The organism is Labrenzia sp. R5_0 (assembly GCF_017743835.1).
GTDB lineage: Bacteria > Pseudomonadota > Alphaproteobacteria > Rhizobiales > Stappiaceae > Roseibium > Roseibium algicola.
The window spans coordinates 758,531-772,507 of sequence record NZ_JAGHRK010000001.1; the positions used below are offsets into that span (position 1 = coordinate 758,531).

General features: G+C 58.7%; 14 protein-coding genes. 8 read left to right on the forward strand and 6 right to left on the reverse strand.

Annotated elements, in window-relative coordinates:
• The first annotated feature begins 42 nt into the window (after window positions 1-42).
• Together J7447_RS03530 and J7447_RS03535 are read left to right on the forward strand one after the other, a co-directional pair.
• A complete protein-coding gene (locus J7447_RS03530; RefSeq protein ID WP_209168756.1) occupies window positions 43-660 on the forward strand; it encodes an MOSC domain-containing protein in 618 nt (205 codons plus the stop codon).
• A gap of 93 nt (window positions 661-753) precedes the next feature.
• Window positions 754-1,146, forward strand: coding sequence for a RidA family protein (locus tag J7447_RS03535; protein ID WP_286188907.1), 393 nt, complete (start codon window positions 754-756; stop codon window positions 1,144-1,146).
• A 69-nt stretch (window positions 1,147-1,215) separates the two neighbouring features.
• Here J7447_RS03535 and J7447_RS03540 read toward each other — a convergent pair whose 3' ends face one another.
• Window positions 1,216-1,539: a DUF2293 domain-containing protein gene (locus tag J7447_RS03540; protein WP_055659520.1), complete on the reverse strand. Its 324-nt coding sequence runs from the start codon at window positions 1,537-1,539 to the stop codon at window positions 1,216-1,218.
• A 94-nt stretch (window positions 1,540-1,633) separates the two neighbouring features.
• Window positions 1,634-3,631 carry an EAL domain-containing protein gene (locus J7447_RS03545; protein WP_209168757.1) on the reverse strand — a complete coding sequence of 666 codons (1,998 nt, stop codon included), beginning with the start codon at window positions 3,629-3,631 and terminating at the stop codon, window positions 1,634-1,636.
• A gap of 368 nt (window positions 3,632-3,999) precedes the next feature.
• Here J7447_RS03545 and J7447_RS03550 point away from each other — a divergent pair, with 368 nt between their 5' ends.
• The 3 genes from J7447_RS03550 (at window position 4,000) to J7447_RS03560 (ending at window position 7,498) form a co-directional block, all read left to right on the forward strand.
• A complete protein-coding gene (locus J7447_RS03550; protein ID WP_062489490.1) occupies window positions 4,000-4,626 on the forward strand; it encodes a metalloregulator ArsR/SmtB family transcription factor in 627 nt (208 codons plus the stop codon).
• Window positions 4,627-4,658: 32 nt separating this feature from the next.
• Window positions 4,659-6,542 carry an ABC transporter ATP-binding protein gene (locus J7447_RS03555; RefSeq protein WP_353653741.1) on the forward strand — a complete coding sequence of 628 codons (1,884 nt, stop codon included), beginning with the start codon at window positions 4,659-4,661 and terminating at the stop codon, window positions 6,540-6,542.
• A gap of 107 nt (window positions 6,543-6,649) precedes the next feature.
• The gene (locus tag J7447_RS03560) at window positions 6,650-7,498 is read left to right on the forward strand and encodes a helix-turn-helix transcriptional regulator (RefSeq protein WP_022997860.1); all 849 of its coding nucleotides are present in this window, start codon (window positions 6,650-6,652) and stop codon (window positions 7,496-7,498) included.
• 174 nt (window positions 7,499-7,672) lie between these two features.
• Here the strand turns inward: J7447_RS03560 and J7447_RS03565 are convergent, their stop codons facing one another.
• Both J7447_RS03565 and J7447_RS03570 read right to left on the reverse strand, forming a co-directional pair.
• Complete coding sequence (locus J7447_RS03565) at window positions 7,673-9,304, reverse strand: FMN-binding glutamate synthase family protein (protein WP_022997859.1); 1,632 nt, start codon at window positions 9,302-9,304, stop codon at window positions 7,673-7,675.
• 107 nt (window positions 9,305-9,411) lie between these two features.
• Window positions 9,412-9,783 (reverse strand): VOC family protein, encoded by a 372-nt coding sequence (locus J7447_RS03570; RefSeq protein ID WP_022997858.1) that lies wholly within the window; start codon window positions 9,781-9,783, stop codon window positions 9,412-9,414.
• Between the two features lie 111 nt (window positions 9,784-9,894).
• Here J7447_RS03570 and J7447_RS03575 point away from each other — a divergent pair, with 111 nt between their 5' ends.
• A complete protein-coding gene (locus J7447_RS03575) occupies window positions 9,895-10,776 on the forward strand; it encodes a LysR family transcriptional regulator (protein ID WP_209168758.1) in 882 nt (293 codons plus the stop codon).
• Window positions 10,777-10,801: 25 nt separating this feature from the next.
• Here the strand turns inward: J7447_RS03575 and J7447_RS03580 are convergent, their stop codons facing one another.
• Entirely contained in the window at window positions 10,802-12,100 is a 1,299-nt protein-coding gene (locus J7447_RS03580) for a glycosyltransferase (protein WP_209168759.1), read from the reverse strand.
• A gap of 133 nt (window positions 12,101-12,233) precedes the next feature.
• Here J7447_RS03580 and J7447_RS03585 point away from each other — a divergent pair, with 133 nt between their 5' ends.
• Window positions 12,234-12,659, forward strand: a complete 426-nt coding sequence (locus J7447_RS03585; RefSeq protein WP_168687992.1) for a secondary thiamine-phosphate synthase enzyme YjbQ — start codon at window positions 12,234-12,236, stop codon at window positions 12,657-12,659.
• 170 nt (window positions 12,660-12,829) lie between these two features.
• Window positions 12,830-13,192, forward strand: coding sequence for a hypothetical protein (locus J7447_RS03590; RefSeq protein WP_209168760.1), 363 nt, complete (start codon window positions 12,830-12,832; stop codon window positions 13,190-13,192).
• Window positions 13,193-13,199: 7 nt separating this feature from the next.
• On the opposite strand, the gene J7447_RS03595 is transcribed toward J7447_RS03590, so the two are convergent.
• Window positions 13,200-13,952, reverse strand: coding sequence for an SDR family oxidoreductase (locus tag J7447_RS03595; protein WP_062489479.1), 753 nt, complete (start codon window positions 13,950-13,952; stop codon window positions 13,200-13,202).
• Window positions 13,953-13,977: the final 25 nt, after the last annotated feature.

Here is a 13,977-nt window from a genome sequence, read left to right on the forward strand (position 1 = left end):
AGCGCCCTAGCATCGCCTCTCGACTGCGACAGGAGACCCCGCATGACAGACCAGCTCCAGCTTCTTGCCGATGATTTTCGGATTACGCCTGCATTCAGGACAAGCGGCAAGGTGGAGGGCGTTTTCAGGACAGTCTCTGCGGAAGACTTCAGGACCACTGCAACGGATGCTTTGGAGATGACGTTCGAAGGCATTTCGGGAGACCGGCATGGCGGATACACCCGGAGGTCCGGTGGCCGTGAACCCTGGTATCCGCGTGGCACGGAAATGTGCAATGAGCGCCAGATATCCATCCTGTCCGCCGAGGAACTTTCGTTGATTGCCACTCGCATGGAGATTGCCGAACTGAAAGCCGAATGGATCGGCGGCAACATTACCTTGTCCGGCATTCCCAACCTTACGATGGTGCCACCGCGCACCCGGCTGGTGTTCGAGGGCGGTCTGGTTATTCGTGTGGACGGTGACAACAAACCCTGCCGTTTCGCAGGCGAGGCGATCGCCGAAGCCAATCCCGGCCGGGAAGGACTGGACCTGTTGTTCCCGCAAAAGGCAAAGCGCCTGCGAGGACTTGTTGGCTATGTCGAAATCCCGGGGAAGGTTGCGGCGGGCGAGGCGGTCACCGCCCATGTTCCTGAACAGTGGATCTACGAGCGCATCTAGATTTAAGGCTCGCAGCGAGGGAAACCTGTTTCCCGAGGTGCCCGATATTCTCTAGTCTGGATGCTCTGTCATAACCGTCCAACAGGAGCCTCCATGCTGCCGATCCACCACATGATCGACCAGGCGCCACAGCCGGTCGCGCCATTCTCCCATGCCGTCGAAATTGACGGCTGGGTGTTTGTAACCGGCCAGATGCCGACACTGCCGGACGATCCGGACGCCCCGCTACCGGAAGGCATAGAGGCGCAGACTGTGCGGGTGATGGAAAACCTGAAGCTCGTTCTGGGCGGCCTCGGGCTCGGCCTTGAAAACACGACTTTCATTCGTGTCTATCTGACTGAATTCAAACGCGATTATCAGGAGATGAACGACACCTACCGGTCATTTTTCGAACCCGGTAAATTGCCGGGTCGTACCTGTATTGGCGTGTCGGGCCTTGCCGTCGATGCGCTGGTCGAGATCGATTTGATCGCCAGGCGGCCGTAACGGCAGGTCGCCCGCAAATCACATCCCGGGTCGTGTGTGATGGGCACGGATCCGCTTTAAGCGCCGATGTCAGTCCTCGGTTGGGGACGTATCGTCAGCTTCCAGGCGTTTCGCACATCCCCAGGAGCTCAGAACGTCATTCATTTCGTCCAGCACGAAGAACCGGGCAGCGTCACGGTCATAACCTTCGTCCAGCAACGTATCGTAGTCGGTCAGGGCGTGCCTGACATGACTGGTGGTGGCCTGCCAGAGGGCAATGCCGGGCGGCAGATGGCGCAGGTGTCCGGCGAGGGCAACTTCGAGAATGGCTTCCGCATCTGAAAAGGGAACGCGCGGCAGCAGGACCCGCAAGGCCTTGCGCATGTCTTTTTGCCGCTTGGTGCCGCCGGTCATGAACAGGTCCCGGATTTTTGAGGTTGAGACCGGAGCGGTAAACAAATCCCGGACGGATTAGAAGAGGTCCGGTGGAATTGGTCCGGATCGCCGGTCAGGCGCGGAAGAACTGAAAGCTGCTGGCCCCGGCAGTGCCGGACAGGGGCAGCCCTGCAACCCTTCCATTTTCCCTGGCATCGGCAAGAAGGTCCTCGAAAGGCAGGGGAGCGCTGAAATGGTATCCCTGGACCAAACGGCAATGCATCGCTTCCAGAAGTTCCAACTGGTTGCTTTCTTCAACGCCTTCCACCACGCACTGCATCTTCATGGACCGGCACAGGTTGACGATGGAGGTCACGACGCCGCTCGCGATCGGGTCCTTGATACCGGCAACGAAACTGCGGTCGATCTTGACGCAGTCGATAGGCAGTCGGTGCAGGTAGCCAAGGCTGGAATAACCGGTGCCGAAGTCATCGAGCGCGAGTTTGACACCGGCATTGCGAAGAACCTGCAGACAGGTTTCAGCCGCTTCATAACTGCCGATCACGGAAGTCTCGGTAATTTCGAAGGTGATCCGCCGCGGGTCTATCGCCGCGCGGCGGATGATCTCGAGCAGCGCAGCCACTGTCTCGGCGGAGGTGACGTCATGTGCGGATAGATTGAAGGATAGCGAGAGCGTTCCGGGCAGGGCCTTGATCTGCTCGACCGCCTTTTCGAACAGCGACAAGGTCAGCCTGTGGATCAGGCCGGCGCGCTCGGCAATGGGAATGAACTTGTCGGGGGCAATCCTGCCAAGCTGGGGGGTGTCCCACCGCGCCAACGCCTCGAAGCCGACAACGAACCGTTCCGGCAACTGGACGACAGGCTGGAAATAGACCTGGAATTCGCTGACAAGATCTGCGCTTTGAAGCGCGGCCTCGATGGCCCGTTCCGAGCGGATGCGGGCTTCATGTTCAGCCGAATAGACCGTCGTGCGGCCGCGCAGGCTGGTCTTGGAATTGTAAAGGGCGTAGTCGGACCGGTCGAACAGAACATGGGCAGAAGTGCCGGCGTCAGGATAGAACGCAATGCCGCAGGACGCGCCGACAGAAACCTGCAGTTCACCGATCCGATAGGGGCGGCTGATCAGTTCGCAAATAGACTGCCCCGTCGAGGCTGCCTCGTAGATGTCTCCGAGATAAAGGAAACCGAACTCGTCGCCGCCGAGACGGCAGATCTCGACATTCGGCAGTCCAAGGCTTTTCAGGCGCGAGCCGACTTCCATCAGCAATTGGTCGCCCAACTGGTGGCCATAGGTGTCGTTGATGGGCTTGAACCGGTCCAGGTCGACGACGCCGACCGCAAACTGCCGGTCCGTGCCTTCCACTTCACTGATCAGGGCTTCAAGCCGGTTGAAGAAATAGCGTCGGTTCGGCAGGTCGGTAAGCGCGTCGGTTTGGGCAAGCTTGGAGTTTTCTGCGTTGAGACGCTCCGTTTCTTTCTGTTTGGCGGCCAGGTCCGATTGCGATTCAATCAGTTTGCAGAACCCTCGATAGCCGTTCAGAAGAACCTGCAGGACGACCAGGCACACCAGGAAGATATTGAGCCCTATGGCAATGTAGACGTCCTGGTTCTGGCCGAGATAGTGCACCAGATAAGGGATCGTCACGATCACCATGACCATCAGGGCAGCCTGCGGCAGATGCATCAGACAGAAGATGCAGCCGATGACGGTGATGGCGATGAAAAGCGCCACATGACCGCGCTCCGCAGGTCCGCCATAGCCGTCCAGGCTCAGCGACCAGGCAATGTAGATGACGGACACCAGACTGCCGAGAATGACGGTCTGCCGCATCTTGCTGATCGCTTCTTGCGGTGTCGGGTCAACTTTGCGGGCGCGTATCCAGGCCACCATGCGAAAGGTCGTGATCAACAGGATCGGCGCAAGAATTCCGACGGTCAGATAAGTCGGCGCGATATCGAAATGGGTATAGGCAACGGCAACCGCATTGACCATGAGGAGGGCATAGAGCGACGGAATCTGGGTCTTGAGCTCATTGTACTGAGCCTGTGCAATTTCCGGATGGCGAGGATCGATCATCATCCATCTCAGGAAAGCCCTGATTTTTTCCATCATTTTCTCCATTGATATTTCTTCTAATCAAAATGAGATAAAGAATTGTTATGAAGGCGACTTTCCTGACTTTGCGTCGCATTGGGGTTCTTGAAGAGTTAAAGCGCCTATAGGAAATGCTGACGCGACGGTTACGAAATATTTCAAGGCGAAAACCGTGTGATCAAGCAATCAGGCACTAAGTTGGGCCGGCGCCGGACAACGGTTCATCGCAGGATATTATAGTGACATTTCTTGCATGCTCCCGCCACGCTTGGCAAATAAACGTGGCTGCCAAGGCAGGCTTGTTGGCGGGAAATGCTCTGGTCGCTTCACAATAAGATAAGCAGACTATTTTTTTATCTTTGAAATACGCTATATAGACGGCTATGGCAGATCGTACTCGAACCCGGCTTTTGAACGCGCTGAAATCCTCCGGCCCACAGACTGCGGCAGATCTTGCCAGCGGGTTGAAGGTGACGTCAGTGGCTGTTCGCCAGCATCTGGACGGCCTGTTGCAGGACGGACTGGTGGACTTCGATGATCAGAAAGGTTCGGTTGGCCGGCCCAAGCGGGTCTGGGACCTGACACCGGACGGGCACAAGCAGTTTCCCGACAATCATTCCAACCTGGTGCTCGGGTTGATTTCCGGCCTGAACGAAATTTTCGGCGAAGAAGGTGTCGACAAGCTGATTGCCCACCGTGAAGCGCAAAGCCGGAAATCCTATACCGAAGCGGTTGGCAAGGCGCCGGATCTGCGCGGCAAGCTGGAAGTGCTTGCCGATCTGCGCAACCGGGAAGGCTACATGGCCGATCTTGTTCCGGAAGGGGCAGGCTACCTGCTGATCGAAAATCACTGTTCGATCTGTGCCGCGGCAACGGCCTGTCAGGGGTTCTGCCGGTCGGAACTCAATCTTTTCAAGGATGTACTTGGGCCAGGTGTCTCGGTCGAACGTACCGAACATCAGCTCTCGGGCGGTCGTCGCTGTGTTTACAGGATTGAGCCAGCGGCCTGATCAGGCGCTGGTCCAGTCGAGGAGTGTTTTGCGTGTCAATCGCCAGGCCGCTGCTTGCGCGGCTCATCGATCGGTATTTCCATCCGTTCGAAACCCACATCAAACCGCTGGAACTGCCTGTCACGCCTCTTCCGGATGAAGGGCCGCTGAAGCTGGTCTGGCATTTCGCGATGATGTTCCGCTGGCAACTGGTAATCGTTTCCTGCCTGGCGATGATCTCCTCCGGACTGGGTCTTGCGGGCATCTGGGCGATAGCTTTCGTGGTCGACGGTGTGACCGAGGCAGGCGCGCAGGCGTTTCTGAAAGACAACCTCACCATCCTGGCCGGTTTCTTCCTCCTCTTCGTGATTATTGATCCGCTCGCCTTTCTCCTGCGCCAGACCTTTGCCTTCCAGACCGTGCGCATTCTTCTGCCGGCGGCAATGCGCTGGCAGGCGCACAAGGCCGTGGAAGCACAGGACCTGGCTTTCTTCGAGGACACTTTCGCCGGTCAGGTTGCCTCCCGCATTGCCCAGGTCACCATGTCGGTTCACCGTCAGATGATGCTGTCCATCGAGACGGTTCCGTTCCTGGTCATTCAGTTTGGCGGATCGTTCCTGCTGCTTCTGGCCATGGCCTGGCCGCTGGCCATTCCGGTATTGTTCTGGATCTGTGCGAATATCCTCGTCGCCTGGTTGGCGATCCCGGCCTATCTGCAGCGCTCTGCCAAGGTGGCAGCGGCAAATTCCAAGGCCACCGGCGCGATGACAGACGTCTATTCCAACATCGCGATGGTCAAACTGTTTGCGGCGGAAGATTCGGAAGCCGGTGCCATTCGCAAGGTCATCGGCGAAACAATCGACACCAGGCACAGTGAGAACCGGTCCTATATCCTGACCGACAGCGGCGTCTATTTTCTGAACGTGCTGTTGATCCTGGCTGTGGTGGTCATTGGCTTCTGGGGCATGATGAAGGGGTGGGTCTCGATTGGCGACTTTGTCGCCGGGCTGACCGTCACACGCTCGCTGTCCCACGCGTCGTCCAGCTTCATAGGGATCGGACAGTCGATCACCAGCACGCTCGGTACGATCCGCGATGCCATGCCGATCATGACGAGCCGGCCGGCAATCATCGACCCGCCGGATGCCGGCGAGCTGAATGTCAGCGCCGGGGAAATCCGCTTCGACAACGTGTCCTTTGCCTATCAGAGCGACCGCAAGCCGGTCCTGGACAAGTTCAACCTGACAATCAAGCCGGGTGAGCGTGTCGGTCTGGTTGGCCTGTCCGGCGCCGGCAAATCGACCGCTGTGTCTTTACTGATGCGCTTGCGGGACGTGACCGAAGGCCGGATTTCGATCGACGGGCAGGACGTGCGCGATGTCACCCAGGCATCTCTGCGCAGCCGGATCGGCGTTGTCACCCAGGACATCTCCCTTTTGAACCGGTCGATCCGCGACAACATTCGCTATGGCAGGCCGGAAGCCACCGACGAGGAGATCCGTGCGGTTGCCCGTGCTGCCGAAGCGCTCGATTTCATTGAGGAGCAGAAGGACAGCAAGGGCCGGACGAGGTTGGATGCCCATGTGGGCGATCGCGGTGTCAAACTATCCGGCGGTCAGCGCCAACGTATCACGATCGCCAGGGTGCTTTTGAAAGATGCGCCGATCCTGATCCTCGATGAGGCAACCTCTGCCCTCGATAGTGAAGCCGAGCTTGCCATTCAGCAGAACCTCACCCGCATGATGGAAGGGCGCACCACGCTGGCCGTTGCCCACCGTCTGTCGACCATTGCCGCAATGGACCGGCTCGTGGTGATGGATCAAGGCCGGATTGCGGAAGAAGGTACACACCGCGAGCTGCTAGCCTCCGGTGGTCTTTACGCTGCGCTTTGGGAACGTCAATCAGGTGGTTTCCTGGCGCTCAGCGCTGCTGAATAGGGTCTGGTGAAAAGCACCTTGTTTGCGTGAGCTTCCCAGAGGCTGGTGCTTCGGGAAAATGTCAGCTTGTGTTGATTTTCCGAAATCCGGCTGACAATACTCCTCTCATGGACAAGAGAGACCGCGCCGTACTTTTTCGCGAACGCCTGTCGGATGCCTTGCGCAGCCGGGATATGAACCGATCGGATCTGGCTCGCGGTGCCGGCCTCGACCGGTCAACCGTTTCCCAGCTGTTGTCGGAAGATGCACCCCGCCTGCCAAACGGGCAGGCATTGGCTGCCATTGCGACCGCGCTCAGCGTTTCTTCCGACTGGTTGCTTGGTCTTTCCACCCACCGCGGGGCCGCGGCCGAAATCCTGGATCAGGCAGTTCAGGTGGCCGAGACCGAGCGGCACCCGGTCGATGAACATCTGCTCGCCTGGTATCGCGATGCGGTCGGGGCGAAAATCCGGCATGTGCCTGCCAACCTGCCGGATGTCCTCAAGACCGAAGCTGTTCTGGCTTTCGAATACTCCGGCGAAACGTTGCGCACCGCCGACCAGGCCATAACCGGCACAAGGGATCAGAGGGCACTCCTCAGCCGGGCGGAATCCGACATGGAAATCGCCCTCTCGAAAGAGGCGCTGGAAGGCTTTGCGCGCGGGGAGGGGCTATGGCAGGGGCTTCCGGTTGACCTGCGTCGCGAACAGCTGGAGGTCATGGGGCTTACCTTGAGCGAGCTTTACCCCTCGCTACGTCTGCATCTCTTCGGCGCGACCGACCGGTTCTCCGCACCTTTCACGGTCTTCGGGCAGAAATGGGCGGCACTCTACCTCGGGCAGCGCTACCTGGCGTTTTCCAACACGCGCCACGTCCAGCTCTTCTCCAGCCACTTTGACGACCTCGTTCGCCACGCGGTCATCCGCTCGCATGAGGCTGGTGATTTTGCCGTTCAACTGGCGCGCCAGCTCGACTGACGTCTGTTCGTTTTTAGCTGCAAGAAATGGTCACCTTGCAGCCATGGATATCATGTGAGCCGTAGGCATAGCCCGGTTGGGAGGATAGGCAGCAGGTGCGCGCCTCGAGAAAGCCTGTTTCCCGGAAACCTTCACCTTGAAGGACGACGCAAGGCCCCCGCTGACGTTTTATTCCTAGGCGTGGGCGGACTTTGCAGCTTCCACCGACTTGGCCGGGTGAAAGCTTTCTGCTTCCGCCATTTCCCAATAGGTCGAGTAGCCCGGAATGTTGTGCGACTTTTCCAGGAGGGCCCCCTTCTTCAACCAGGACAGCGCGACGCTGGCCGGCATGATTTCGCGAAGACCTTCGTGCAGATAGAAATGTTCCGGCTTGAACTCGCGCGGATGGCTGAGCCCGGCAGCAGCCGAAAAATCCCGAAGGGACTTCAGCGTGTTGCGATGAAAATTCGCGACGCGCTGCGCCTTGTCGGGAACAACCAGGGCCTGCTGGCGCTTGGGATCCTGCGTGGCGACGCCGGTGGGGCAACGATTGGTGTGGCAGCTCTGGGACTGGATGCAGCCGACTGCGAACATGAAGCCGCGCGCAGAGTTGACCCAGTCAGCGCCCAAAGCCAACGCCCCTGCAATGTCGAATGCGCTGATCAGCTTGCCGGCGGCACCGATCCGGATATCTTCGCGAAGGCCCGTGCCAACCAGGCAGTTGTGTACGAAGGTCAGACCCTGGCGCAGGGGCGTTCCCAGCCTGTTGGCAAATTCCACCGGTGCGGCGCCTGTCCCGCCTTCGGCGCCGTCGACCACGATGAAATCCGGCTTGATGCCGGTCTTCAGCATGGCCTTGACGATGGCCATGAATTCCCAGCGATGACCGATGCACAGCTTGAAGCCGACCGGCTTGCCACCTGAGAGCTCCCGCAACTGAACGATGAAATGCAGCAGTTCAACCGGGGTCGAGAAAGCGGAATGAGAGGCAGGTGATATGCAGTCGGTGCCGATCGGAACGCCGCGAGCTTCGGCGATTTCTTCCGTCACTTTCGGTCCGGGCAGTACACCGCCATGACCAGGCTTGGCCCCCTGGCTCATCTTGATTTCGATCATCTTGATCTGCGGTTCGACAGCCTGCTTGGCGAACTTTTCGGCATCGAAAGTGCCATCGTCCGCGCGGCAGCCGAAATAGCCGCTGCCAAGTTCCCAGACCAGATCGCCACCACCTTGCCGGTGATAGCGCGAAACGCTGCCTTCCCCGGTGTCGTGATAGAAACCGCCTGCCTTGGCGCCCTTGTTCAAAGCCAGAATGGCATTGCCGGAGAGCGAACCGAAGCTCATGGCCGAAATGTTGTAGAGGGAAGCCGAATAAGGCTGTTTGCAGTCCGGTCCGCCAATCGTCACGCGCATGTCTTCATGGTTGTGCGGTTTGGGACAGATCGAATGGTTCACCCAGCCATAGGAAGTGTCGTAGACGTCAAGTTCTGTACCGAACGGCAGAACATCCTCGATATCCTTCGCCCGGTCATAAACCATGGAGCGCCGCTCCCGCGAAAACGGTCTGCCGTCCTGATTGCTTTCAAAGAAATACTGGCGCAGTTCCGGCCGGATCGCTTCGAACAGGAAACGGAAATGACCGGAAACAGGATAGTTGCGCAGGATCGCATGTCGGGTCTGGCGGACATCGAGATAACCGATCGCTGAGAGCACTGCAAAAACCAGAAATGGCCAGACGAAGTAGCCGCTGAGGGCAAACGTCAGGACAAGTGCAACCAGGGCAAGTACGATACAAAGAATGAAAACGGTATAGCGGGCGGGAAACACGGACGGGTGACTCCTATTCGGCGGGCTGTCTAGTTGTGTCAGGCTGCGGCCAAAAAGGAAAGAGCGATCAACACTGTTGATCGCTCTTGCATGGAAACGATTTGAGCTCAGACCATGTGGTGCACGTTCAGCTTGTTGCCGTCCAGGTCCCGAAAATAGGCGGCATAAAAGCCGTTGTCGGCGCGCTGGCCGGGCTTGCCTTCGTCCGCCGCGCCAAGCTCTATGGCTTTGCGGTAGACCGCGTCGACCTGTGCCCGGTTCTGTGCGGACAATGCGACCATGACGCCATTGCCGACGGTCGCCTGTTTGCCGTCATAAGGAATATGCACGGAAAAGGCTGACGTGGTCGGCTGGTTCGCCCAGACGATGAAGTCATCGAACTCCATCAGCCGCTGTGCGCCGAGTTCAGCCAGCAATGCGTCGTAAAACGCTGCTGACCGCTTCAGGTCGTTGGTTCCCAAAGACGTATATCCGATCATAAGTTTCTCCTGAAAATTGGTGTGTGCGGTGCCGGCGTGATGGATTTAGGTGTTTGCAAAAATGTTTGGAATAGGCAGATTTAAGGTGGAAGTTTTCAAATTTGAAAGAACATGATGGATTGGAACTACCTTCGAACGTTTCACGCGGTCGCCGAGACCAGCAGTCTCGGCAAGGCTGCTGAAAAGCTCGCAATCAGCCATGCCACGGCGTTCAGGCACATCCGTTCTCTGGAAGAGCAGCTTGGCTCCAGATTGTTCGAAAAGGTGAAGGGCCGTTACAGGCCGACCGAGGCTGGTGCCGAAATTCTGGACCTGGCGCAGTCTGTTGTCGTTGCCATGGAGGACATCGACAGGCGGATATCCGGGGCGGATCTGGCTTTGAAGGGGCGAATTCGATTGACGGCCCCCGCAAGTTTCGCAGCCCATTTCCTTCCTGGCTACCTAGGCGATTTCAGAGCCCGGTTTCCCGACATCACCGTTGAGCTGTTGACTTCCAACGAGGAACTCAACATGTCCAGCAGGGCTGCGGAGATCGCCCTGCGGGTCACGTCATCTCCGCCCGAACACCTGATCGGACGCAAGGTCGCAGATATTCCCTGGGCCTATTTCGCAAGCCAGAGCTATCTGGAGCGCAAGGACGCGCCGTCGAATTCGGCCGATCTCACAACACATGACCTGATTGGCGCAAGCGGACTGCTATCCCAGCGGCCCGGTTTCCAACAGATGGACAGGACGCATCGCGACAGGATAGCGGTCCGAAGCGATGATCTGATGACCATGGCTGCATTGGCGCGCAAGGGGCTGGGGATATGCCTCGTTCCGGCGGATGTCGCACAAGGCGGCTTGCAGAAACTGGCCCTCACCAATGACGTACCAGCAAATGAGCTCTGGGTGCTGACCCATCCCGACCTTCGCTCTGTCGAACGGGTCGCCTGCATGACGCGGTTTCTGGCAACAGCCTTCGGGGCCGAAGCCGCCTTTTCAGGTACGTAGCTTGGTTTTAGACGGCATAGTCTAATCAGATCCTGTCAGCGCCGATCATCGACAGGAGCCGCTCTGCCGTACCTCGCGCACCCGGTTCGCTTGCCATGATGTCTGCCACCCGTTTGGCACCGACACGATACACAGGGTCTTCGAGCTGCATCAGCGCCCGGGCGAGTTTCGAAGGAGTGAGCGACTTTTGCCGGATCGGTGCAGGCCCGGCTCCGATTTTGTGAACCTGCGCGCCCCAGAAGGGCTGATCGCCAAAGACGGGACAGACCAGCGAAGGTTTGCCCCAGCGCAGGGCTTCGTGGGTGGTGCCGGCACCACCGTGGTGAACGATTGCCGCGCAACGCGGGAAAAGCCAGCTGTGAGGTGCTTTATCCAGCAGGAAGACGCGGCCTGAAAGTGTCCGCGGCAGGCCTTGCCCGGACAATCCTCCCCAGCCCGTCGCCAGGATCGCACGTTGGCCGGTTTGTTCCAGGGCTGCAAGCACGGTTTCTGTCAGCTTTGCCGGGTTCCTGCTCGGCATGGAGCCAAAGCCCAGATAGATTGGCTCCGGGCCGCTTTCCAGAAACAAGGCCAGGTCTTCCGGCGGAACGTAGTTCGGATCAGGTTCGGTCAGCCAATAGCCGCAGGCCCAGTTGTTGTCCGGCCAGTCTGGTGGTGTTGGCACGAGACCCCGGGAAAAAGCCTGAAGGGACAGCGGCGATCCTCCGCCGGGCATATGGCCGTCCATCAGATCGCCCGAATGGGCAGGCGCATCCTTCGTCCCCGCTTCCGCGCGGACGGCCTTTGCGAGCGGCGCGATACCCAGCCGCATCAGAGAGCGACCGATGGCAAAACTTTGCCGATTCAGGAAAGGACCGAGGTCGGGCAACCCGAAAAGCGGTAGTGGAAAGGAACCCGTTGCCGCGCTCACCGGCTGAAGCGCTGTCGGCAGGGCGGGTACGTCGAGATGACGGGCCACAAGTGTCAGAACAGTTGCCTTGAGATTGAACAGGATAAGGTCCGGTTTTTCCTGCATGCCGATCTGCCAGAGGCGCCGGGCTGCCTCCTTCTGCAGATCGATATTCTTGCGGGCTGCACGGATTTTGCCCTTCAACGTGAACAGCGCAGCCTGAATGTCCTCATTTTGCAGAAGGGCTTGATAATCGAGTGGAACCGGCCGTGACCGGGCACCGGCGGCGGTGATCATGTCATCGAAACCTTCTCCCGTCGTCACCACGACGTCGGCTCCCATCTTTGCCAGGTCGCGTGCCAGGGCAACATAGGGCTGAACGTCTCCGCGCGTGCCCAGAGAGGCAATGAGGATCTTCTTTCGGGGAGTTGGCATCAGGGCCTCGGTTCGGAAAATCTGGCGGGGCTTCGGTAGGCTTCCCTCAGATGGCGGCCCGCAGCTGCAATTGCAACCGCAGCGTGGATCGCCTAAGCCAGTGCGAAGCGGCAAATGGTCCTCGGAGGAATCGATGCAAACCAGATTCGCAATTGGCACCCGCGGGCAGGGCCTTTACGAATTCACCTCGTCGGTGGCTGAATGGCTTGCAGAAACGGGTGCGGAAGACGGCTTGCTCACACTGTTCGTTCGCCACACTTCCTGTTCTTTGCTGATCCAGGAGAATGCGGATCCGGATGTGCAGCGCGACCTGAAAGCGTTTTTCGAACGCCTGGTTCCGCCCGCAGATCATCCTTCCATGAATTATCTGGTGCATACCCTGGAGGGACCGGACGATATGCCTGCCCACATCAAGGCGGCGATGATGCCGGTTTCGCTTTCCATTCCCGTCTCGGCAGGGCGCATGGCGCTTGGAACCTGGCAGGGAATTTATCTGTTCGAACATCGGACCCGAGCCCATCAGCGTCAGATCGCCGCTCATTTTCTGCCTGACAGCTAATCGGATGTTTTGTCTGCGCGATCGATGACCGTGATTGAGAAAAAAGGCGCTTTCGGAAAATTTGTGACGATTATCACATCCTGAAAAATTGAAGCCGGTAGAGTGGTTGCATGATCCGGAAATCCGTCTCCGAAAACCGGAAGCCGGTTGAGTTTCAGGGAGATAGTCAGATGCGCACCACCCTTTTCCTTGCGGCACTGTTCCTGGCTGGTCCCGCTCTTGCCGATAACGACCCGAACCGCCCGACCGACAGGATCGCGGCAGACCTCGGTATCGAGGAGGCGGTCTTCATCGAGTGTTTCAAACCCGTCAATCCGGAGCCGGGCAAATATCCCAGCGGTGCCCAGCAACGGGCGAACAAGGCGCTGTTGCTGCCGTGCCTGCAAAGGGCCAACGCTGCCATCACCAATGATCGCCTGGACGCGGTCATGGACAAATACCGGCCTGAGGGCGCATTCCGGAAAGAAGATTGTTCCCGCAAGTCCGCAAACCGGCCCGTTATGCAGCGTTGTGTCTTCCTGAAAGTCGAGTGACGCTCACTTACTTGCGAAGTGCCGGAAGGCCAACCCCGGTGCTTTCAAAACCACCATCGGAAGCAATTACCTGCCCGGTGACGTAACTCGCCTGCTCGGAGCATAGAAAGGCGATTACTTCGCCAATTTCCGTTTCCGAGCCATAGCGGTTGAGCGGGATCGCGTCGTGATAGGCATCGATGATGTCCTGGCTGTGCACTGCCATCGCCAGCTTGGTGCGCACGGGACCCGGGCAGACACAGTTGGCGCGAATGCCGTATTCGCCAAGTTCAGCTGCCTGTTGCTTGGTGAGCTGGATGACGGCGGCCTTGGAGGTTCCATAGGCAACCCGCAACGTTGACGCGCGCAGGCCGGAAATGGAGGCGATGTTGACGATGGCGCCACGGGTTTTCTTCAAGGCGGGAACGACAGCTTGAGAAACCAGAAACACGCCGTCGAGATTGGTCTCCATGACCCGCCGCCACATGGCAAAATCCGTCTCCTCGATCGGGCCGAATTCGGCGACGCCGGCATTGTTCACGACGGCATCCAGCTGACCGAATTTCTGCAAGATGGCAGGGATGGTTGCCTCGACCTGCTCTGCGATGGAAACGTCACAGATAAACGGAACGGCACCTGCCAGACCTTCGGACGCAATCGCGAGTTCGTCGACATCCCGGTCAAGCATGGCAACCTGCCAGCCGCGGCTGAGCATGAGCTTTGCCGTCGCAAGGCCGATGCCCCGGGCAGCACCGGTGATGAGGATGGTTTTCTGGGTCATGGGGGAGATCCGTTCAGGGCAGGAA